The following is a 19,122-nucleotide window of genomic DNA, read 5'->3' as shown; positions in this document are numbered from 1 at the left end:
TCGGGCACAAACCCGTTCCGGTTTCTGGTGGAAATAGGTTTCCTTAATCTCTATAATTGGCGCGATTTTGGGTATGTCTGGCACCCAGTTTCTCATCTTTTCCTGCATCGAAAGTCGGGCCGCTTTCAGGCGGTAACCGCTTTCGTTACTTTGGGGCGACCGTCTGGTGCAAACCGGAGAGGAAACCTGGGTCGCAGGGGCCGGGCGTTACTAATCCATAGAATAGTTTCTGATGATTGGATGAGGCTAATGATCAAGATCAAGAAAGGCCTGGATCTTCCCATCAGCGGCGCTCCCGAACAGACCATTACAGAGGGCAAACCCGTTCGCCACGTGGCGTTGATCGGTTTTGACTACAACGGCATGAAGCCGACGATGGCTGTGAAAGAAGGGGACCGCGTCAAGCGCGGCACGCTGCTGTTCACGGACAAGAAGACCGAAGGCGTTCGTTATACATCACCCGCTGCCGGCGTGGTGAAAGAAATCAACCGCGGTGAGCGTCGCGTGTTTCAGTCGGTTGTCATTGAAATCGATGGTGACGAGGCTGAGACCTTTGCCCGATACAACGACGCTGATCTTGCCGGTCTGGAGCGCCAGCAGGTAGTCGACAACCTGGTAGAATCCGGTCTGTGGACTGCGTTCAAGACCCGCCCCTACAGCAAAGTCCCTGTTATCGACAGCGCTCCCCATTCCATTTTCGTGTCGGTGATGGACACCAATCCGCTGGCTGCGGACCCGACCGTCATCATCGGTGAGAACAGCAAGGCGTTCGAGCAGGGGCTGACGATTCTGTCCAAGCTGACCGCAGGCAAGGTGTTCGTGACCGGTAAACCCGGTTCCGATGTCGCTGTTCCCAAGGCCGATAACATTGAAGTGCACCAGTTCGATGGTGTGCATCCGGCGGGGAACGTCGGCACCCACATTCATCACCTGGATCCGGTGTCCGGCAGCAAGACTGTCTGGTCCATCAATTACCAGGACGTGATCGACATCGCCAAGCTGTTCGAGACCGGTGAAGTGCCGGTTGAGCGCATTGTTGCCATTGCTGGCCCGAAGGCGCAAAAGCCGCGTCTGGTTCGCACCCGTCTCGGCGCCAGCCTGCCAGAACTGCTGGATGGCGAAGTTGCCACCGACTGCGAAGTCCGCGCTATCTCCGGTTCTGTCTTCGGCGGTCGCCGGGGGGACGGTCCCTGTGCATACCTGGGGCGCTTTGCCAACCAGGTGTCGGTGCTGGAAGAGGGCACCAAGCGTGAATTCATGGGCTGGCTCTCTCCGGGTCCCAACAAGTTCTCGGTGCTCAACATCTATCTGTCCAAGCTGACTGGCGGCAAACTGTTCAATTTCACCACCACCACCAACGGCAGCGAGCGCGCCATGGTGCCGGTTGGTGCCTATGAACAGATCATGCCTCTGGACATCCTCCCGACCCAGCTGCTCCGTTCGCTGATTGTTGGCGATACCGAAATGGCGCAGAAGCTCGGTGCCCTGGAGCTGGATGAAGAGGATCTGGCGCTGTGCACCTTCGTGTGCCCGGGTAAATATGAATACGGTCCGATTCTCCGCGAGAATCTGACCCGAATCGAGATCGAGGGCTAATACGATGGCTATCAGACAGTTTCTCGATGGAATCGAGCATCATTTTGAAAAAGGTGGCAAGTACGAGCGCTGGTATGCCTTGTACGAGGCCGTTGATACCATCTTCTACACACCGGGCAAGGTGACATCCACCACGGCCCACGTGCGCGACGGTGTTGACCTCAAGCGCATTATGATCACGGTGTGGTTGTGTACCTTCCCGGCGATGTTCTTCGGTATGTGGAACATCGGTTTTCAGGCCAACAGCTTCCTGGCGTCCAATCCGGATGCACTGGTTGGCGACGGCGGCCTGCGTACAGCCTTTATTCAGGCTCTGGCGGTCACAGGAGCCGGAGCGGGCCTCTGGGACAACTTCGTTTATGGTATGGCCTATTTCGTGCCTATCTACTTTGTGACGTTTGTTGTCGGTGGCTTCTGGGAGGTGCTGTTTGCCACCGTGCGTCGCCACGAGGTCAACGAAGGCTTTTTTGTCACATCGGTCCTGTTCGCGCTGATCTGCCCGCCCACCATTCCTTTGTGGCAGGTGGCCCTGGGTATTACCTTCGGTGTAGTGATTGGCAAGGAAGTTTTCGGCGGTACCGGCAAGAACTTCCTGAACCCGGCGCTGACCGGTCGTGCGTTCCTGTACTTCGCCTATCCTGCTCAGATTTCCGGTGATACCGTCTGGACTGCGGTTGACGGTTTCAGTGGTGCGACAGCATTGAGCTGGGCTGCCAGTGGTGGCCTGGACGCGCTGAAAGAGCAGATTGGCTGGATGCACGCGTTCATGGGCACCATTCAGGGCTCCATGGGTGAAACCTCCACGCTGGCGGTGCTGATCGGTGGTATCATCCTGTTGGTTATGAAAATTGCCAGCTACCGCATCGTTGGGGGTGTGCTGATTGGCATGATAGCGACCTCCCTTCTGTTCAACCTGGTCGGTTCGGACACTAACCCGATGTTTGCCATTCCGGCGCACTGGCACCTTGTCATGGGCGGCTTTGCCTTTGGCATGATGTTCATGGCCACCGATCCGGTCTCAGCGGCGATGACCAACACCGGCCGCTGGTGTTTCGGCATTCTGGTTGGCGTGATGACTGTGCTCATCCGTGTAGTTAACCCGGCGTTCCCGGAAGGCATCATGCTCGCCATCCTGTTCGCCAACCTGTTCGCGCCGCTGATGGATCACTACGTGGTTCAGGCCAACATCAAACGGAGGCTTGCTCGTGGCTAAAGCTAAAGAAACCGTCTCCAGAACGCTGATCGTTGCTCTGGTGTTGAGTATCGTGTTCTCCGTTGTGGTGTCCACCGCAGCGGTAATGCTCAAGCCGGCCCAGATCCAGAACCAGAACCTGGACATCAAGACCAACATCCTGTCGTCGGCCGGTATGCTGCCGCAGGGGTCGAGTGCACAGGAAATCGAAGAGCTGTTCGAGCGTTTCGAGGTTCGTCTGGTTGACCTGGATACCGGTGAGTACGTCGAACCGTCAGTGGTCGGCGTCAAGGACCCGATGAAGTACGACATGTACAAGGCCGCCTCGGATCCGGAGCTGTCCACGGACATCCCCTCCTCCGAAGATAAGGCCGGCATCAAGCGTCGCCCGAACATCGCCAAGGTCTATACCATGAGTGAAGATGGTAAGGTGACTCGTGTGGTGCTACCGATTCACGGTTACGGCCTGTGGTCTACCCTGTATGGTTTCATCTCGCTGGAAGGTGACCTGAATACTGTTGAAGGCCTGGGCTTCTATGCCCACGCGGAGACACCGGGTCTGGGTGGTGAAGTCGACAACCCACGCTGGAAAAAGCAGTGGGTAGGCAAGGAAGTCTATGATGGCGAGCTGACCGAGCCCCAGATTCGTCTGGTCAAAGGCGGCGTCAGCGCGGATGCAGCGGACAAAGAGCACAAGGTCGATGCACTCTCCGGTGCGACCCTGACCAGCCGTGGTGTTCAGCAGCTGGTTAACTACTGGATGAGTGACCGGGGCTATGCGCCGTTCCTGCAAAAACTTCGTGAAGGGGAGGTCTGATCATGGCAGATGCATCAGCCAAACAGGTTCTCTTCGAACCAATTTTTAGTAACAACCCCATTGCCTTGCAGATCCTCGGGATCTGTTCGGCGCTGGCCGTCACCACCAGCATGAACGTGACCATCGTCATGTGTCTTGCGGTTATTTCCGTAACGGCGTTCTCCAACCTGGCGGTGTCCCTGGTGCGGTCCCAGATTCCGGGCAGCATCCGGATCATCGTCCAGATGACGATCATCGCGTCGCTGGTGATTGTGGTTGATCAGATCCTTAAGGCCTACGCTTACGAGATCAGTAAGCAGTTGTCGGTCTTCGTTGGCCTGATCATTACCAACTGTATCGTTATGGGGCGGGCCGAAGGCTTTGCGATGAAGAATGGTCCATGGCTGAGCTTCCTCGACGGTATCGGTAACGGTCTGGGTTACTCCGTTCTTCTTCTGTTCGTGGCGTTCTTCCGGGAACTGCTGGGTGCCGGCTCTCTGTTTGGTGTGTCCCTGATGCCGACCGTAAACGAGGGTGGCTGGTACATTCCGAACGGTCTGCTGCTGCTCCCGCCGAGCGCGTTCTTCATCATTGGCCTGGCGATCTGGGGGCTTCGCACCTGGAAGCCGGAGCAGGTTGAAGACGCGGATTACAAGATGTCTCGCCACACCGCCAAGGAGGCCTTCTGATGGAACACTATATCAGTTTGATCGTTAAGGCCGTTTTCGTAGAGAACATGGCACTGGCCTTCTTCCTGGGGATGTGTACCTTCCTGGCGATCTCCAAGAAAATCGAGGCTGCTACCGGTCTCGGCATAGCCGTTGTGGTCGTGCTGACCGTCACCGTGCCGGTGAACAACCTGCTGTATAACAGCATCCTGCGTGAGGGCGCGCTGGATTGGGCTGGTCTGCCGAACGTTGATCTGAGCTTTCTCGGCTTGCTGACGTACATTGGTGTAATCGCGGCCATTGTCCAGATCATGGAAATGGTTCTGGACAAGTATATCCCGGCTCTCTACGCCGCCCTGGGTGTGTTCCTGCCCCTGATCACCGTGAACTGCGCCATTCTGGGTGCGTCACTGTTCATGGTCGAGCGGGACTATACCTTCGGCGAAAGCCTGGTGTACGGCTTTGGCGCCGGCCTGGGCTGGGCGCTGGCCATCATTGCGCTGGCCGGTATCCGCGAGAAGTTGAAGTACAGCGATGTTCCGGAAGGTCTTCGTGGCCTGGGTATCACCTTCATTACCGTAGGTCTGATGTCCCTGGGCTTCATGTCCTTTTCCGGCATTTCTCTGTAACTCACCCGGTGATTCGGTTTAACGAAAAGGCGAGACCATGAATACAGAAATTATTCTCGGCGTGGTCATGTTCACCGTTATCGTTCTGGCGCTGGTCGCAGTAATTCTTGCGGCCCGCTCCAGGCTGGTAAGCACCGGTGATGTGACTATTGAGATCAATGACGATCCCGAACACACCATGAAGACCGGTGCGGGCGGGAAACTGCTGGGTACCCTGGCCAACCAGGGAATCTTCCTGTCCTCAGCGTGTGGCGGCGGTGGTACCTGCGCCCAGTGCAAGTGTAAGGTTCTAGAGGGTGGCGGTGCGATGCTGCCTACGGAAAAGACGCACTTCACCAATCGCGAAGAAAAGGAAGGCTGGCGCCTGTCCTGCCAGGTTCCTGTAAAGCAGGACATGAAAATCGAGGTTCCTGAAGAGTTCTTCGGCGTCAAGAAGTGGGAATGCGAGGTTATCTCGAACCACAATGTGGCCACCTTCATCAAGGAGCTGGTGCTCAAGCTGCCTGAGGGCGAGGAAGTTGATTTCCGTGCTGGCGGCTACGTACAGCTTGAATGTCCTCCTTACGATATCAGCTTCAAGGATTTCGATATCGAAGAAGAGTTCCACGAGGATTGGGACAAGCACGACATCTGGCGCTACCGGGGTGTGAACAAGGAGGAGACCATTCGGGCTTACTCCATGGCGAACTATCCCGAAGAGAAAGGCGTACTCAAGTTCAACATCCGTATTGCCACGCCGCCTCCCGGTACTGATCATCCCCCCGGAATCATGTCGACCTACGTCTTCAACATGAAGCCGGGTGACAAGGTGACGGTGATGGGGCCGTTCGGTGAATTCTTCGCCAAGAAGACCGACGCCGAGATGGTGTTCATCGGGGGTGGTGCCGGCATGGCACCCATGCGGTCGCACATCTTCGACCAGCTGAAGCGCCTGAATTCCAAACGCAAGATCAGCTTCTGGTACGGTGCACGGAGCGTCCGCGAGATGTTCTACGTGGAAGACTTCGACATGCTCCAGGAAGAGAACGACAACTTCGAGTGGCATGTGGCGCTTTCGGACGCGCTTCCGGAAGACAACTGGGAAGGCCCGACTGGCTTCATCCACAACGTGCTTTACGAGAAGTACCTGAAGGACCACCCGGCTCCGGAAGACTGTGAGTTCTACATGTGCGGTCCCCCAATCATGAACGCCTCCGTGATCAAGATGCTGAAAGATCTGGGTGTTGAAGACGAAAACATCATGCTGGATGACTTCGGGGGTTAATCAGCTCAGATGACATCCTGCATGCTTCGACCCGTCAGGGTAGCCCTGGCCAGCATTGTATTGGTGCTGGCCGCGGCCGCTCTGGCGGGTTGTTCGTTTGAGCCCGAAGAAAAGGTCTGGGAAATCTCCGGCCCGATATTTGGCACCAGTTATCACATCAATGTCGTATTGACCGAAGACCAGTCGCGGCTGGAGACTCTGGCAGCAGGGATCGAGACCGAGCTGGAGAAGGTTGATGCCTCCATGTCCACGTGGCGGCCGGATTCCGAGCTGTCGAAGTTCAATAGTGTGGACGACCAATCGACGTGGATTCCAATATCGGAGCCACTGCTTGAGGTCCTGAAGCGCGCTGACGAAGTGTCAGCGCTGACCGACGGAGCCTTCGATGTTACCGTCGGTCCGGTGGTGAATCTGTGGGGGTTTGGCCCGGAGGCGCGCCCCGAGCATGTGCCGTCCGATCAGGAACTGGAAGCCGTCCTGGCCGCGACTGGTCACGATAAGCTTGAGTTGAGGGAGTCGCCGCCGGCGGTACGAACCTCGGTACCCCAGTACATCGATTTGTCGGCTATTGCCAAAGGCTACGGGGTTGACGTCGTTTCCCGTTACCTCGACAGTGAAGGCATCGAAGCGTATCTGGTGGAAATTGGCGGTGAAGTCCGGGTTCGCGGACGCAAACCGGGCGGTGACGCCTGGCGCCTGGCGATAGAGCAGCCGATGTCGGAAGGGCGGCAGGTGAACCGCGTTATCGCGCTGGAGAACCGCGCCATGGCAACGTCTGGTGACTATCGTAACTATTACGAATCGGATGGTCGGCGTTATTCCCATACAATAGACCCGAAAACGGGTAAGCCGATAGCCCATAATCTGGCGTCGGTTACGGTAATCGCTGATAACTGCATGACAGCCGACGCCTTGGCGACCGGCTTTAACGTGATGGGTTACGAGCGGGCGGAAGCGCTTGCCACCAGGGAGAACATCCCGGCCTATTTCATCATTCGGACGGAAGACGGCTTTGAAACGCATCAGACGCCGGCGTTTTCGTCATTTGTGACTCAGTAAAGGGAGGGCAACATGGGTACCTTTCTTCTTGTTTTGTTTATCGTGGTCCTGCTGGTTGCGGCCATGTCCATCGGTGTGATTTTGGGTCGTAAACCGATCAGCGGTACCTGCGGCGGGATTGGAGCGCTGGGTATCAGTCAGTCCTGCGACATCTGCGGTGGCAACACCCAGAAATGCGAGGAGGAGAATCAGCGTGGCGCCAGCGAGGGCAAAACTGCTGACAGCCTTGCTTACGACGCCAGCGAGACCGGCAAGCACTGATACACGTTCAATAATTAAAAATACCTTTCCACGACGTAGATAAGGAGTCACTGCGCGCATGGCAGAACATCATTACGACGTCGTCGTTATCGGCGCTGGGCCTTCCGGTGAAGGTGCGGCGATGAATGCGACGAAACACGGTAAACGTGTCGCTATCATCGAAGACAAGCCCACCGTCGGCGGTAACTGCACCCACTGGGGCACCATTCCTTCCAAGGCCCTGCGCCACTCGGTCAAGCAGATCATCACATTCAATACCAATCAGATGTTCCGCGATATCGGAGAGCCTCGCTGGTTCTCGTTCCCACGGGTACTTCAGAACGCCCAGAAGGTGATCGGCAAGCAGGTAAAGCTGAGAACCCAGTTTTACTCGCGGAACCGGGTAGATCTGATCAACGGTCGTGCCTCATTTCTCGATAGTCACCGGCTGGAAATCCGGGGCAACAAATCGGTTGAGACCCTGCATTTCAAGCAGGCGATCATTGCAACCGGCTCCCGCCCGTATCTGCCGCCTGACGTTGATTTCCGTCACCACCGGATTTACAACTCCGATACCATCCTGAACCTGTCCCACACACCACGGACGCTGATTATTTACGGTGCCGGTGTTATCGGATCGGAGTATGCCTCAATATTTGCCGGCCTGGGGGTCAAGGTTGATCTGATCAACCCGGGAAGCCGGTTGTTGTCCTTCCTGGATGATGAAATCTCCGATGCGCTCAGCTACCACCTGCGAAATAACGGTGTGCTCGTGCGGCACAACGAGCAGTACGAGAAGGTGGACGGCGATGATCACGGCGTGGTTCTGTCCCTGCAGTCGGGCAAGAAAATCAGGGCAGATGCCTTCCTCTGGTGTAATGGCCGCAGCGGCAACACCGAATCGCTCGGGCTCGACAACATTGGTCTGGTGCCAAATGGCCGTGGGCAATTGGCCGTGGATGAGCATTACCGGACCGAAGTGGAGAATGTCTACGCGGCGGGTGATGTGATCGGCTGGCCGAGCCTGGCCAGCGCCGCCTACGACCAGGGGCGGTCTGCGTCCTCAGACATCGTAAAGGACGAATATTTCCGGTTTGTCTCGGACGTACCCACCGGTATCTACACGATCCCGGAGATCAGTTCCGTTGGTAAAACCGAGCGTGAGTTGACCGAGGCCAAGGTTCCCTACGAAGTCGGCCAGGCCTTTTTCAAGGACCTGGCGCGGGCTCAGATCACCGGGGAAGCTGTCGGCATGCTGAAAATTCTGTTCCACCGTGAGAGCCGTGAAATCCTGGGCATCCACTGTTTCGGGGACCAGGCAGCAGAGATCGTTCACATCGGCCAGGCCATCATGAACCAGAAAGGGGATGCCAATTCTCTGAACTACTTCATCAATACCACGTTCAACTATCCGACTATGGCAGAAGCCTATCGGGTCGCGGCGCTGAACGGCCTGAACCGGATCTTCTGATCCGGGGTCAGCCTGCGGAGAGCGCTTCGCCGCCCGATAGGTTGTCGGCTTTGGAGGAGGGCAGGGATAGCAGCGCCCTGGCGCGGTTATCAAAGAATATCCGGGTGCTGGTCGGATAATCGGTGATGATACTGTCCACGCCCATCTCCTCCAGTTGCAGCATGTCGTGGATCCGGTTGACCGTCCAGGTAGAGACGTGCAGCTCCTTGCGGTGTGCATTTGCCACTAGTTCCTTCGAGCACAGCTTCCAGTTCAGGCACAGGTAGTCACAGCCGAGTCTCGTGGCGATATTCAGCGGCCGCGGGAACTTGCGCTCGGCCACCAGCCCGATCCGGATGCGCTTGTTCCGGCGCCGGATCTGCTTCAGGAACCAGGTGTCTGAAGAGGTAATGGCGGCCGTCTCGTAGAGGTCCCGCCGCTGGATAATCTCGGTGACACGGTTGCACAGGATATTCAGGCGGTGCCGGCTATCTTTTTTGACCTCGAGCTGGAGGTGCTGCAGATCATCGAACTGATCCAGCAGATCCTCAAGGGTGGGGATTCCGATCTTCCGGGGCCAGGAGCTGGTGTTGCGCCGAGCGTCCATATCCGCCAGCTCGGCAGCGGTGTAGCTGCTGACATCGCCTTTCTGGCCGGTAGTGCGGTCCACCGACAGATCGTGCACCAGCACCGGTTTACCATCTTTTGACAGGACCAGGTCCAGCTCAAAGTGGCGAATTCCGTGCCGGTAGGCATGGACGAAACCGGGCAGGGTATTTTCCGGAGCTTCTCCCTTGGCTCCTCTGTGTCCGTACACAATCATTCTGTGGCTTCACCTTTAAGGCGTTGGTAAATGGCTTGTCGTTTCTTCCAGGTGTCGTGGCAGAGCCGGATGTCCTCTAGGTAGGCGGGCAACTCGTTCATCAGAAGGGCCTGGGGCCCGTCTACCAGGGCTTTCTCGGGTTTGGGGTGGAAGTCCACCAGAACCATATTGGCCCCCGCAATGACTCCCTGCGCGGTGGCATGCATGACATCCAGCACGCCGTCCGGTGATTTCTCCCGACTGCCCACTGAGTGGGACGGATCAACGCACACTGGCATCCGGGTCAAGCGTTTGACTGCTGGCACATGGGCGAAGTCGACCATGTTCCGGTGGGGCTGGCCGGCTTCGGTTTTCATCCCCCTCAGGCAGAAAATGACGTTGGCGTTGCCTTCGCTTGCCAGGTATTCGGCGGCATTCAGGGATTCGTTCAGGGTAATCCCGAACCCACGCTTGAGCAGGACCGGGTAGGTGCTCTGGCGGCCGATTGCCTTGAGAAGTTCAAAATTCTGGGTGTTTCGCGTGCCAACCTGCAGCATGACTCCGGTCGGACGTCCGAGCTTTTCGAGGCAGGTATCGATTTCCTCAATATGGCTCTCATGGGTGATCTCCATGGCGACCACCTTGATGCCATGCTTGCCCGCTTTCTCGAAAACCCAGGGCAGGCAGCCTTTTCCGTGCCCCTGGAACGAGTAAGGATTGGTACGAGGCTTGTAGGCCCCCATCCGGGTACAGACTTCGCCATTGTCCTCCAGAGCCTGCATCATCATTTCCACATGCTCCGGAACATCGACCGCACAAAGACCCGCAAACACGTTCAGGTTGGACTGACTGAACTCGACGCCATTGTAGGTAAAGCCGCTTTGGCGGCGATCATCCCGGTGGCGTCCGAGTATGCGGTAGTCATCGGAAATCCGGATCGCACGTTCGACGGCGGGCAGGGCCTCTATTTCTTCCTTGTCGAGGGATTTGGTATCCCCCAGCAGGTAGATCTCGGTCAGGCGCTGGCTGGCGCCCTGGATTTCATGGACCCGAACAGACACCCCCGGCAGGTTTTCCAGATAGTGCATGGTCTGGCGATAGGCATCGTCGTCCAGCGAGGTGTTGGGGTGAAGAATGGCTAACATGCTTTCTCCTTGTCTTAACCGGAACTCTCCGCCCGGTGCCGTGCCTGCATGTACTCCCGGTGATTAAGATGCAGCAGGTCTGCCATGCGGCGTATCAGGTGTTCTTCGTACTTGTCGATGCGGCCGTCCGCAAACGCCACCCGCCAGATACTCTCGAGCAGCACCTGCTTGGCATGCTGATTCAGGTGCTCATTGATCTGGCCGGTGAACTCGTACATGGAGGTCGCGTCTTCGGCATGGTCGAGGGCATCCTCAAGGATCTCCTCTGCCTCCTCCCGGGTTACCTGGTGCGCCTTTACTGCGCAGTCCACGATGGTCTGCAGTTCCCGCTCGTCCTCATTCTGGTCGATCCGGGAAAGCTGCACCATCAGCGCCGTGGCTGCAACCGCGAGCTGATGCGGGTCAGGTTCGGATGCTCCCGTCTCCGGGCCGGCAAACAACTTTTTCAGATGCTCTATCATGATGGGACAGCAAGGCTCCGTTCACATTGAATTCAGGCCGCTTTGGCCAACTGCCGGACGCGGTGTTCCAGTTCAATTTGGTCGGCGGTGAAGCGCCGGATACCGTCCGCGAGCTTCTCGGTTGCCATCGCGTCTTCGTTGGATTCCCAGCGGAACAGGCGCTCGTTGATGGTGCCGGGCCGGTCCGGTGAGCTGGCACCCTCAGCCGACAGTTTGCGAGTCAGATTGGTATTGTCGTCCTGCAGTTCCTGCAGGAGAGTCGGGCTGATCGTCAATCGATCACACCCTGCGAGCATTTCGATTTCGCCGATGTTGCGGAAACTCGCTCCCATGACCACTGTGCCGTAACCGTTGGCCTTGTAGTAATCGTAGATTCGAGAGACTGACAGGACGCCCGGGTCTTCGGCAGCGGGGAAGCTGTCACGGCCGCTGTTGGCCAGGTGCCAATCCAGTATCCGGCCAACAAATGGCGAGATCAGGAAGGCGCCGGCCTGGGCGCAGGCAGCCGCCTGGATGAAGGAAAACAGCAGGGTCAGGTTACAGCGAATGCCTTCCTTTTCCAGTTGCTCGGCGGCACGAATACCTTCCCAGGTGGAAGCGATCTTGATCAGCACCCGGCTGGTATCGACGCCCTGCCTGTCGTAGAGGTCAACCAGACGGCGGGCCCGCTCCAGCGTGCCGGCCGTGTCGAAGGACAGCCGTGCGTCTACTTCGGTGGAGACCACGCCCGGAATCAGATTCAGGATCTCCCGTCCGGCCAGTACTGCCAGCGTATCGGTAGCGACGGTGAGCTGTTCGGCGTCGGAGCCGCCATGACGACGGGCTTCCGTAACTGCCTTGTCCAGCATGGGCCTGTAGGCATCGGATGCGGCCGCTTTCAGCAGCAAAGAAGGGTTGGTGGTGGCATCTTCCGGCCGCCACTTGGCAATGGCGTCGAGGTCGCCGGTATCGGCCACCACGGTAGTCATGGTCTTCAGTTGTTCAAGCTTGTTCGTCATTCGTCCTGTCGTCCCGGCTGATCTGTTATTGATGCATCCGACTCCCGGATGCTGGCTCTATGCCTACAATAACGGGCCGCTCTGACAGGAACAAGACAACAAAAGGTCTGGGGTTGATTAAGCTTCGGCAATGGCAGAGCGTTCCGGTTCCCTGACCTTCTCGAGCGCTGTCTGTATGACTTCCAGTCCGGCCCCGGGTTTGTGGGCATTTTCGCTGATGTAGCGCCGGAACTGACGGCCTCCGGGCACACCGTGGAACAGACCGAGCAGGTGGCGTGACATATGGGTGAGAAATACGCCGCGCTCAAGTTCACTCTCGATAAAGGGATACATGGCCCTGAGCGCCTCATGGCGAGAACGGCTTGGCGCGGCATCACCAAAGAACTCCGCGTCAACGCCCGCCAGTAGCCAGGGGTTGTGATAGGCCTCCCGGCCCAGCATCACGCCGTCAGTACGTTCAAGGTGCTCGTGACACTCGTCAAAGGTCTTGATGCCCCCGTTGATAATGATTTCGAGCTCCGGGTACGTTTCTTTCAGGCGGTAGACCCAGTCGTACTTGAGCGGTGGGATATCGCGATTCTCCTTGGGGCTCAGGCCTTCAAGGATCGCAATCCGGGCATGAACGATGAAAGTCCGGCAGCCTGCTGCCGCGACTTTTTCAATGAACTCGCAAAGGTCATCCCAGGATTCCCGGCCGTCAATACCGATGCGATGCTTGACCGTTACCGGAAGGCTGGTTGCTTCGATCATCGCACTCACGCCCTCGGCCACCTTGTCAGGGTGGCCCATCAGACATGCGCCAATCATGTTGTTCTGCACCCGGTCGCTGGGGCAGCCGACGTTCAAGTTTACCTCGTTAAATCCAAACTGCTCGGCCAGTTTCGCACAATGAGCGAGTTCGCCGGCATTGCTGCCACCCAGTTGCAGTGCCAATGGGTATTCCGCCGGATCGTGACGCAGGAACCGTTCGGTGTCGCCGTGGATCAGGGCGCCGGTAGTCACCATTTCCGTGTAGAGCAGGGTGTTGCGGCTCAGCAAGCGGGCCAGATACCGGTAATGACTTGTGGTCCAATCCATCATCGGGGCCACGCAGAAGCGGCGTGAGGGGCCGGAATTGTGAATAGCGGCGTCCAGTGATGGCGTTGCTGACATGTTGGTAACCTGTTTTCAGCTGATAAACAATATCTTGGGGGTTATTACGGTGATAATGCCTGTGTAGTTTAACAGGCTTGACCGACAGATTTCCGTAGGGCTTTGGCGAAACTGCCAGCTCTTGATCTTTATGAATCCCCGTTATGGTTCCCTCAACTACTATGAAGACGTATTTTCATAAGGGGCGAATCAAAATCGAGACAACCATGAATAACAATTGGCTTATCGGTGTTGACTTGGGTGGCACCAAAACCGAGGTCATCTTGATGGACCGGCAGAGTAAGGAACATTTCAGGAACCGCGTCCCCACCCCCGCAGATGATTACTCCGCTACTCTCGAAACCATACGCGTGCTGGTGCAGGAAGCCGAAGCCCAGGCAGGCTCAACCGCAATCCCCGTAGGCATGGGCATACCTGGCAGCGTTTCCGGTATTACCGGCTGCATAAAGAACAGCAACTCCACCTGGTTAAACGGTCAACCGATGCAGGAGCACCTCTGCAACCTATTGCAGCGGCCCGTCACCCTCACCAACGACGCCAACTGCCTGGCTCTCTCAGAGGCCACTGACGGAGCAGGGAAGAGCCACCACACCGTATTTGCAGCCATACTGGGAACGGGCTGTGGGGCAGGCATCAGCGTGAACGGCCAGATACTCACTGGCCCCAACGGCGTAGCCGGGGAGTGGGGGCATAACCCACTGGCCTGGACCTCACAGGCTGAACTGGAACAACGCCCATGCTTCTGCGGTCGCCGTGGCTGCAACGAAACCTTCGTCTCCGGAACGGGGCTATCGCTCACCCACCGACTGATCACCGGAAAACACCAGCCCGCCCGAAACCTCGTCGATCAGGCTCACAACGGGGACCATCAAGCCTGCGAAACAATGAACCAGTACCTGGAACACCTGGCTCGCGGCCTGGCGGCTGTGATCAATGTGTTGGACCCGGGCATTATTGTGCTGGGTGGGGGGATGAGTAACGCCGAGCCAATATACGAGGACTTGCCAGGTCGACTGTCTAAATATGTGTTCGGTGGCGAGTGCACAACCCCTATCAAGCGGGCGGTTCATGGGGATTCCAGTGGAGTTCGGGGAGCCGCTTGGTTGGGAGGGGAAAACCTTAGCTAAGTCTGGGAGACCTCCCTGAGCAACTTTGATCAATAACAAAAAAGGAAAAGTAACCTTGACCAAGTCCATTTTCATTACCGGAGCAGGTGCCGGAATCGGCCGGGAAACCGCACGTCTGTTCGCTTCAAAAGGCTGGTTTGTTGGCGCAGGGGATCTCGATCAACCGGCGCTTAACGACCTTCAGGCTGAACTGGGTGAGAGTGTATGCTCCATTCATGTTATGGATGTAACCGATGAAAAGGATGTCATTGGCGCCCTGTCGAAATTCGCAGATTGCACCGGTGGCACCATTGACGCGTTGCACAATAACGCGGGTATCTTAAGAGTTGGCCGCTTTGAATGCATTGATATCGCGGATCACAGGGCGGTGATTGAGATCAATGTGATTGGCCTGATGAATGTTTTGCAGGCAGCCTTCCCCTATTTGAAAGCCACGCCGGGTTCAGTGGTCGTTAATATGAGTTCGGCCTCGGCGGCTTATGGGACACCGGATTTCGCCTCATACTCGGCCAGTAAGCACGCCGTACGCGCCCTCACCGAGGCACTGGATATCGAATGGGAAGCGCATGGAATCCGGGTCTGCGATATTATGCCGCCGTTTGTCAAAACCGGTATGGTCGAAGCCAACGCCGGTGCGTCGCAGCTCTTCAGCAGCCTCGGCATCAACCTCAAGCCCGAGGACGTTGCCAGAGAGGTGTGGGAGCAGGTGCGTTCCCCGCGCCTGCATCGGCCCGTCTCGGCCCAATTCAAGGCACTCTGGCCGGTCGCGCGCTCGGCTCCGGCCTCGGTTACACGGGCGGTCCTGAAGAAGCTGCGTCAGGGCTGATGCTTCCGGTTTGTTTATGGGACGGGTGGCTGTCCATTTGTTATGCTGCATAGCTTGCTAATCACGGGGCGGCGCGAGCGTGGCTCCTGACTGCCTAGGAGTTCGCATTCATGCCGGTAATGGTTCAGGCGCTTGTTCCGGTTTTCGTCCTGATTTTGCTTGGCCACCTGTTTCGGCGCTGGGACTTTCCTGGCGGTGATTTCTGGCCCCGTGCAGAGCGCTTTACCTACTACGTTCTATTTCCTGCCATGCTGGTGTTCAAGCTGGGGCAGGCGCGGTTGCCGGCCTCCGCATACACCGACATTGCGCTCCTGGTCTGCGCCATGCTGGTGGCCATGACGCTGGCGCTGAGCATTGCCCAGTGGTTCTGGAAATGGAGTGGGCCGGTGTTTTCCTCGGTTTTCCAGGGTGCTATCCGGTTCAATTCCTACGTTGGCCTTGCCGCCGGTGGCATGTTGCTGGGAGATGAGGGCCTGTCCCTCGCTGCCATTGCCGTCGCCATTATGGTGCCGTTGCTCAACCTCCTTTGCATCCTGATGTTTTCCTTGGTTGCCAGTCAGGATCGGGCCCGGTTCGGGCCGGTGATGAAGGCCATTGTCACCAATCCGCTAATTGTCGGATCGGTGATCGGTGTGGTCTGGAGCTTTTTCGAAATCGGATTCCACCCCCTGGTGGCGGGCATCCTGGCACCGCTCAGCAACCTGGCTCTGCCCATGGGGTTGATGACGGTGGGGGCAGGGTTGCAGATGAAGGCGCTCCGGGGGGCGTCGATGCCGTTCCTGGTGTCATCTGTTCTCAAGCTGTTCGCCTTTCCCCTGATGGCGGCGGGACTGGCCCTGATGCTGGGGCTGGACGGGTTGCTGGTGCAGGTGGTTATCTTGCTGGCGACGCTGCCCACCGCCACTTCAGCCTACATTCTGGCAAGGCAACTGGGTGGTGATGCGCCCCTGATGGCGGGCATCATCAGCGGCCAGACGCTGTTCGCCATGGCGTCCATTCCGCTAATGCTCGGTATTCTCTGGTAAACACTTCAACACGGCGTCGGCAATGCTGAGCTGGAAGTCCTGGTAACCCTTCGCGCTGACTTGAATGTCAGTCGCCAAGGGGTCCCAGGTGCTGAAGGTCACATCCAGGCCCCGCGTGATGGACGTCCACCACTGTTGGTTAAACTGCGGCTCGGTCAGCAGGCACGGATGCGTTGCTTCACGCAATTTGGTCTGAACCTGCGCCACGTGTCGGGCGCCGGGTGACAGCTCCGGATTGAGAGTGAGTACGTCGGCAAGCGGCAGTTCGTAGTGCTCGGCAAAGCGGGTGAATGCACTGTGGTAGGCGAACAGGCTGAGGCCATGTGCCGGTGCCAGCTTTTCCCGGATGGTGGCTTCCGTCTCGGCCAGACTCGCTTCGAAACGAGCCAGGTTTTTGTCCAGAATCTCCTGGTTAGCGCCGTCGAGCCCGGCAAGGGCCTGGTGGATCTGTTTCGCCATGTCCAGCGCCAGCATGGGGTCGAGCCAGATATGTGGGTCCTCACCGTCACCATGCTCGTGGGCATGGGTCTCTCCGGCTTGATCGTCCCCGTGCTCGTCGTGCCCGGCACTTTCTTTGGCATGAGCGTCATCCGCGGTCGTGAGGGCAACGGTGCGGTCCCGGAATTCGTCGCCATTCAGTATGCGGCTCAGAAAGCTTTCGACATCTGGTCCGACCCAGAAGATCACATCGGCATTTTCCAAAGCCCGGCGCTGGGAGGGTCGCATGCTGTAGGTATGGGGGCTGGAGCCGGCCTGAACCAGGGTGCTGGTGGTGACATCGTCCCCCGCAATTGCGTGGACCAGAAGCTCCACTGGTTTGATCGAGGTGACAACTTCAGTCGCGCTGATCCCGCCAGACAAGGTGAGTAGCAGGCCCGCGGCAAGGGTATTGAGCGCTTTGGTGTGGATTCGGAGCATGGCCGGAAGATCCTGTAGCAATAAAATAGAATGTTATAATGTTACATTAAAAGAAAGTGTGGTCCAACAGCTGCGTTGGTGTTGCCTGGTTTGGTTGTCGATACTGGGGAGTTATGCGAAATCCGGAGTGGGTCGGTATAATGCCGGGTTTATTAACGGCCACCGACATTTCAGGAAGGTTTCATGACAGTACGTACCCGAATTGCTCCATCACCCACCGGTGATCCTCACGTTGGTACCGCCTACGTGGCCCTGTTCAATCTCTGCTTTGCACGTCAGCACGGCGGTCAGTTCATCCTGCGTATCGAAGACACCGACCAGGCTCGCAGCACTGCCGAATCCGAGCGTGACATCCTTCAGGCACTGCGCTGGTTGGGGCTGAACTGGGACGAGGGCCCCGACGTCGGTGGTACCCATGGTCCGTATCGTCAGTCCGAGCGCAAGGACTCGTACAAGCAGTATGCGGAAGACCTGGTAACGGCAGGCCATGCCTTCTACTGCTTCCGCACGCCGGAAGAGCTGGAAGCCATTCGGGAAGAGCGCAAGGCTCAGGGTCTGAACCCCGGCATCAAGGGGGATCTGGAGTTGCCGGAAGAGGAGGTGAAGCGTCGCCTGGACGCGGGTGAAGCACACGTGATCCGGATGAAGGTTCCAGACGAGGGAATTTGTGAAATCCAGGACATGCTGCGCGGCACCATTGAAATCGACTGGGCGCAGGTCGATTGCCAGATCCTCCTGAAATCGGATGGCATGCCCACCTATCACCTCGCCAACGTGGTAGACGATCACAGAATGGGCATTACCCACGTGCTGCGTGGTGAGGAGTGGATCAACTCCGCCCCCAAGCACAAGCTGCTGTACCAGTACTTTGGCTGGGATATGCCGGAACTCTGCCATCTGCCGCTGCTGCGTAATCCGGACAAGAGCAAGCTGTCCAAGCGCAAGAATCCGACCAGTATCAATTTTTACGAGCGCATGGGATTCCTGCCGGAAGCTGTGACCAACTACCTCGGCCGCATGGGCTGGTCGATGCCGGATGAGCGCGAGAAATTCACGCTGGACGAAATGATTGAGAACTTCGATATCCAGCGCGTTTCCCTGGGCGGTCCGGTGTTCGACGTGGAGAAGCTGCGCTGGCTCAACGGCCAGTGGTTGCGTGACGAACTCACCGAAGAGCAGTTTATGGAGCGTATGCGCCAGTGGTGGTTCAACGAGGACGCCTTGAAAGCGCTGGTGCCGCACATCAAGGGCAGGGCAGAGGTATTCTCTGATGTTGCTCCGATGGCCAACTTCATGTTCTCCGGCATGCTGGATTTGAGCCCGGACGATTTTGCCCACAACAAGCTGGACGAGACGCAGATCAAGCGGGTCCTGCAGTTCACTCTGTGGAAGCTGGAAGCTCAGCGGCACTGGAGCAAGGAAAACATCTTCGCGGACATTAAATCCCTTGCCAAGGCCATGGAGCTGAAGATGGGGGACTTCATGTTCTCGATCTTCGTTGCCGTTGCCGGCACCCCGAATTCCTGGTCAGTTATGGACTCCATGGATCTGCTGGGTCCCGACATGACCCGTTCCCGTTTGCGCCATGCCCTGGAAGTGCTGGGTGGGTTTTCGAAGAAAGAGACCAAGAGGGTGGAGAAAGAGTACGCCGCATTGGGTGCTTAATAACCGCTTTGGCGAAGAAATGAACGGCTTGAGCAGGGATGTTCAGAAAACTTGAAAAAAGTGCGGTTCAGAGGTTGACGCCCATAGGGCGGATCCTTAATATACGCAG

At 57.4% G+C, this 19,122-nt stretch carries 19 protein-coding genes; 13 read left to right on the top strand and 6 right to left on the bottom strand.

The window, feature by feature from the left end:
- Window positions 1-249 precede the first annotated feature (249 nt).
- From K0B93_RS04890 to sthA, 9 genes are read left to right on the top strand one after another with little or no spacing between them, the layout of a single operon-like run.
- On the top strand, window positions 250-1,596 hold the full coding sequence (locus K0B93_RS04890) for a Na(+)-translocating NADH-quinone reductase subunit A (RefSeq protein WP_219866140.1): 1,347 nt from the start codon (window positions 250-252) through the stop codon (window positions 1,594-1,596).
- Window positions 1,597-1,600: 4 nt separating this feature from the next.
- Window positions 1,601-2,809, top strand: coding sequence for an NADH:ubiquinone reductase (Na(+)-transporting) subunit B (locus K0B93_RS04885; RefSeq protein WP_219866139.1), 1,209 nt, complete (start codon window positions 1,601-1,603; stop codon window positions 2,807-2,809).
- Complete coding sequence (locus K0B93_RS04880) at window positions 2,802-3,605, top strand: Na(+)-translocating NADH-quinone reductase subunit C (RefSeq protein ID WP_219866138.1); 804 nt, start codon at window positions 2,802-2,804, stop codon at window positions 3,603-3,605. The genes K0B93_RS04885 and K0B93_RS04880 overlap by 8 nt, the downstream gene beginning before the upstream one ends.
- Before the next feature lie 2 nt (window positions 3,606-3,607).
- Window positions 3,608-4,273, top strand: coding sequence for an NADH:ubiquinone reductase (Na(+)-transporting) subunit D (locus tag K0B93_RS04875; protein ID WP_219866137.1), 666 nt, complete (start codon window positions 3,608-3,610; stop codon window positions 4,271-4,273).
- Window positions 4,273-4,881, top strand: coding sequence for an NADH:ubiquinone reductase (Na(+)-transporting) subunit E (nqrE, locus tag K0B93_RS04870; protein ID WP_219866136.1), 609 nt, complete (start codon window positions 4,273-4,275; stop codon window positions 4,879-4,881). Before K0B93_RS04875 ends, nqrE begins: the two co-directional genes overlap by 1 nt.
- A 37-nt stretch (window positions 4,882-4,918) precedes the next feature.
- A complete protein-coding gene (gene nqrF, locus K0B93_RS04865) occupies window positions 4,919-6,145 on the top strand; it encodes an NADH:ubiquinone reductase (Na(+)-transporting) subunit F (protein WP_218634827.1) in 1,227 nt (408 codons plus the stop codon).
- 9 nt (window positions 6,146-6,154) lie between these two features.
- Window positions 6,155-7,204 carry an FAD:protein FMN transferase gene (locus K0B93_RS04860; RefSeq protein WP_219866135.1) on the top strand — a complete coding sequence of 350 codons (1,050 nt, stop codon included), beginning with the start codon at window positions 6,155-6,157 and terminating at the stop codon, window positions 7,202-7,204.
- Window positions 7,205-7,216: 12 nt separating this feature from the next.
- Complete coding sequence (gene nqrM / locus K0B93_RS04855) at window positions 7,217-7,465, top strand: (Na+)-NQR maturation NqrM (protein WP_219866134.1); 249 nt, start codon at window positions 7,217-7,219, stop codon at window positions 7,463-7,465.
- 58 nt (window positions 7,466-7,523) lie between these two features.
- Window positions 7,524-8,915 carry a Si-specific NAD(P)(+) transhydrogenase gene (sthA, locus tag K0B93_RS04850; RefSeq protein ID WP_219866133.1) on the top strand — a complete coding sequence of 464 codons (1,392 nt, stop codon included), beginning with the start codon at window positions 7,524-7,526 and terminating at the stop codon, window positions 8,913-8,915.
- Between the two features lie 7 nt (window positions 8,916-8,922).
- On the opposite strand, the gene K0B93_RS04845 is transcribed toward sthA, so the two are convergent.
- From K0B93_RS04845 to dusA, 5 genes are all read right to left on the bottom strand, one after another.
- Window positions 8,923-9,717 (bottom strand): glycerophosphodiester phosphodiesterase, encoded by a 795-nt coding sequence (locus K0B93_RS04845; protein WP_219866132.1) that lies wholly within the window; start codon window positions 9,715-9,717, stop codon window positions 8,923-8,925.
- Window positions 9,714-10,841 (bottom strand): 3-deoxy-7-phosphoheptulonate synthase, encoded by a 1,128-nt coding sequence (locus K0B93_RS04840; protein WP_219866131.1) that lies wholly within the window; start codon window positions 10,839-10,841, stop codon window positions 9,714-9,716. The genes K0B93_RS04845 and K0B93_RS04840 overlap by 4 nt, the downstream gene beginning before the upstream one ends.
- A 14-nt stretch (window positions 10,842-10,855) precedes the next feature.
- Complete coding sequence (locus K0B93_RS04835; RefSeq protein ID WP_219866130.1) at window positions 10,856-11,302, bottom strand: TerB family tellurite resistance protein; 447 nt, start codon at window positions 11,300-11,302, stop codon at window positions 10,856-10,858.
- A 32-nt stretch (window positions 11,303-11,334) separates the two neighbouring features.
- Complete coding sequence (gene tal, locus K0B93_RS04830) at window positions 11,335-12,300, bottom strand: transaldolase (RefSeq protein ID WP_219866129.1); 966 nt, start codon at window positions 12,298-12,300, stop codon at window positions 11,335-11,337.
- A 117-nt stretch (window positions 12,301-12,417) separates the two neighbouring features.
- Window positions 12,418-13,452 carry a tRNA dihydrouridine(20/20a) synthase DusA gene (dusA, locus tag K0B93_RS04825; protein ID WP_219866128.1) on the bottom strand — a complete coding sequence of 345 codons (1,035 nt, stop codon included), beginning with the start codon at window positions 13,450-13,452 and terminating at the stop codon, window positions 12,418-12,420.
- A gap of 206 nt (window positions 13,453-13,658) precedes the next feature.
- On the opposite strand from dusA, the gene K0B93_RS04820 reads away from it, so the two are divergent.
- The 3 genes from K0B93_RS04820 to K0B93_RS04810 all read left to right on the top strand — a co-directional run bounded on the left by K0B93_RS04820 (window position 13,659) and on the right by K0B93_RS04810 (window position 16,430).
- On the top strand, window positions 13,659-14,579 hold the full coding sequence (locus K0B93_RS04820; RefSeq protein WP_219866127.1) for an ROK family protein: 921 nt from the start codon (window positions 13,659-13,661) through the stop codon (window positions 14,577-14,579).
- 55 nt (window positions 14,580-14,634) lie between these two features.
- Complete coding sequence (locus tag K0B93_RS04815) at window positions 14,635-15,405, top strand: SDR family oxidoreductase (protein WP_219866126.1); 771 nt, start codon at window positions 14,635-14,637, stop codon at window positions 15,403-15,405.
- Window positions 15,406-15,515: 110 nt separating this feature from the next.
- A complete protein-coding gene (locus K0B93_RS04810; protein WP_219866125.1) occupies window positions 15,516-16,430 on the top strand; it encodes an AEC family transporter in 915 nt (304 codons plus the stop codon).
- On the opposite strand, the gene K0B93_RS04805 is transcribed toward K0B93_RS04810, so the two are convergent.
- Window positions 16,407-17,348, bottom strand: coding sequence for a zinc ABC transporter substrate-binding protein (locus tag K0B93_RS04805; protein ID WP_219866124.1), 942 nt, complete (start codon window positions 17,346-17,348; stop codon window positions 16,407-16,409). The genes K0B93_RS04810 and K0B93_RS04805 overlap by 24 nt on opposite strands.
- A 183-nt stretch (window positions 17,349-17,531) precedes the next feature.
- Here K0B93_RS04805 and gltX point away from each other — a divergent pair, with 183 nt between their 5' ends.
- Window positions 17,532-19,013 (top strand): glutamate--tRNA ligase, encoded by a 1,482-nt coding sequence (gltX, locus tag K0B93_RS04800; RefSeq protein ID WP_219866123.1) that lies wholly within the window; start codon window positions 17,532-17,534, stop codon window positions 19,011-19,013.
- Window positions 19,014-19,122 lie beyond the last annotated feature (109 nt).

It is taken from the genome of Marinobacter sp. F4218 (assembly GCF_019443085.1).
In the GTDB taxonomy this organism is placed as follows: Bacteria; Pseudomonadota; Gammaproteobacteria; order Pseudomonadales; family Oleiphilaceae; genus Marinobacter; species Marinobacter albus.
The sequence above is the reverse complement of the archived record's forward strand: the minus strand, read 5'-3'. Positions and strand labels throughout refer to the sequence as shown.

Bases quoted from the DNA above. Each gene is read 5' to 3' on its own strand.
- K0B93_RS04890 (WP_219866140.1), top strand. From the start codon at position 250: ATGATCAAGATCAAGAAAGGCCTGGATCTTCCCATCAGCGGCGCTCCC.
- K0B93_RS04885 (WP_219866139.1), top strand. From the start codon at position 1,601: ATGGCTATCAGACAGTTTCTCGATGGAATCGAGCATCATTTTGAAAAA.
- K0B93_RS04875 (WP_219866137.1), top strand. From the start codon at position 3,608: ATGGCAGATGCATCAGCCAAACAGGTTCTCTTCGAACCAATTTTTAGT.
- nqrE (WP_219866136.1), top strand. From the start codon at position 4,273: ATGGAACACTATATCAGTTTGATCGTTAAGGCCGTTTTCGTAGAGAAC.
- nqrF (WP_218634827.1), top strand. From the start codon at position 4,919: ATGAATACAGAAATTATTCTCGGCGTGGTCATGTTCACCGTTATCGTT.
- K0B93_RS04860 (WP_219866135.1), top strand. From the start codon at position 6,155: ATGACATCCTGCATGCTTCGACCCGTCAGGGTAGCCCTGGCCAGCATT.
- nqrM (WP_219866134.1), top strand. From the start codon at position 7,217: ATGGGTACCTTTCTTCTTGTTTTGTTTATCGTGGTCCTGCTGGTTGCG.
- sthA (WP_219866133.1), top strand. From the start codon at position 7,524: ATGGCAGAACATCATTACGACGTCGTCGTTATCGGCGCTGGGCCTTCC.
- K0B93_RS04845 (WP_219866132.1), bottom strand. From the start codon at position 9,717: ATGATTGTGTACGGACACAGAGGAGCCAAGGGAGAAGCTCCGGAAAAT.
- K0B93_RS04840 (WP_219866131.1), bottom strand. From the start codon at position 10,841: ATGTTAGCCATTCTTCACCCCAACACCTCGCTGGACGACGATGCCTAT.
- K0B93_RS04835 (WP_219866130.1), bottom strand. From the start codon at position 11,302: ATGATAGAGCATCTGAAAAAGTTGTTTGCCGGCCCGGAGACGGGAGCA.
- tal (WP_219866129.1), bottom strand. From the start codon at position 12,300: ATGACGAACAAGCTTGAACAACTGAAGACCATGACTACCGTGGTGGCC.
- dusA (WP_219866128.1), bottom strand. From the start codon at position 13,452: ATGTCAGCAACGCCATCACTGGACGCCGCTATTCACAATTCCGGCCCC.
- K0B93_RS04820 (WP_219866127.1), top strand. From the start codon at position 13,659: ATGAATAACAATTGGCTTATCGGTGTTGACTTGGGTGGCACCAAAACC.
- K0B93_RS04810 (WP_219866125.1), top strand. From the start codon at position 15,516: ATGCCGGTAATGGTTCAGGCGCTTGTTCCGGTTTTCGTCCTGATTTTG.
- K0B93_RS04805 (WP_219866124.1), bottom strand. From the start codon at position 17,348: ATGCTCCGAATCCACACCAAAGCGCTCAATACCCTTGCCGCGGGCCTG.
- gltX (WP_219866123.1), top strand. From the start codon at position 17,532: ATGACAGTACGTACCCGAATTGCTCCATCACCCACCGGTGATCCTCAC.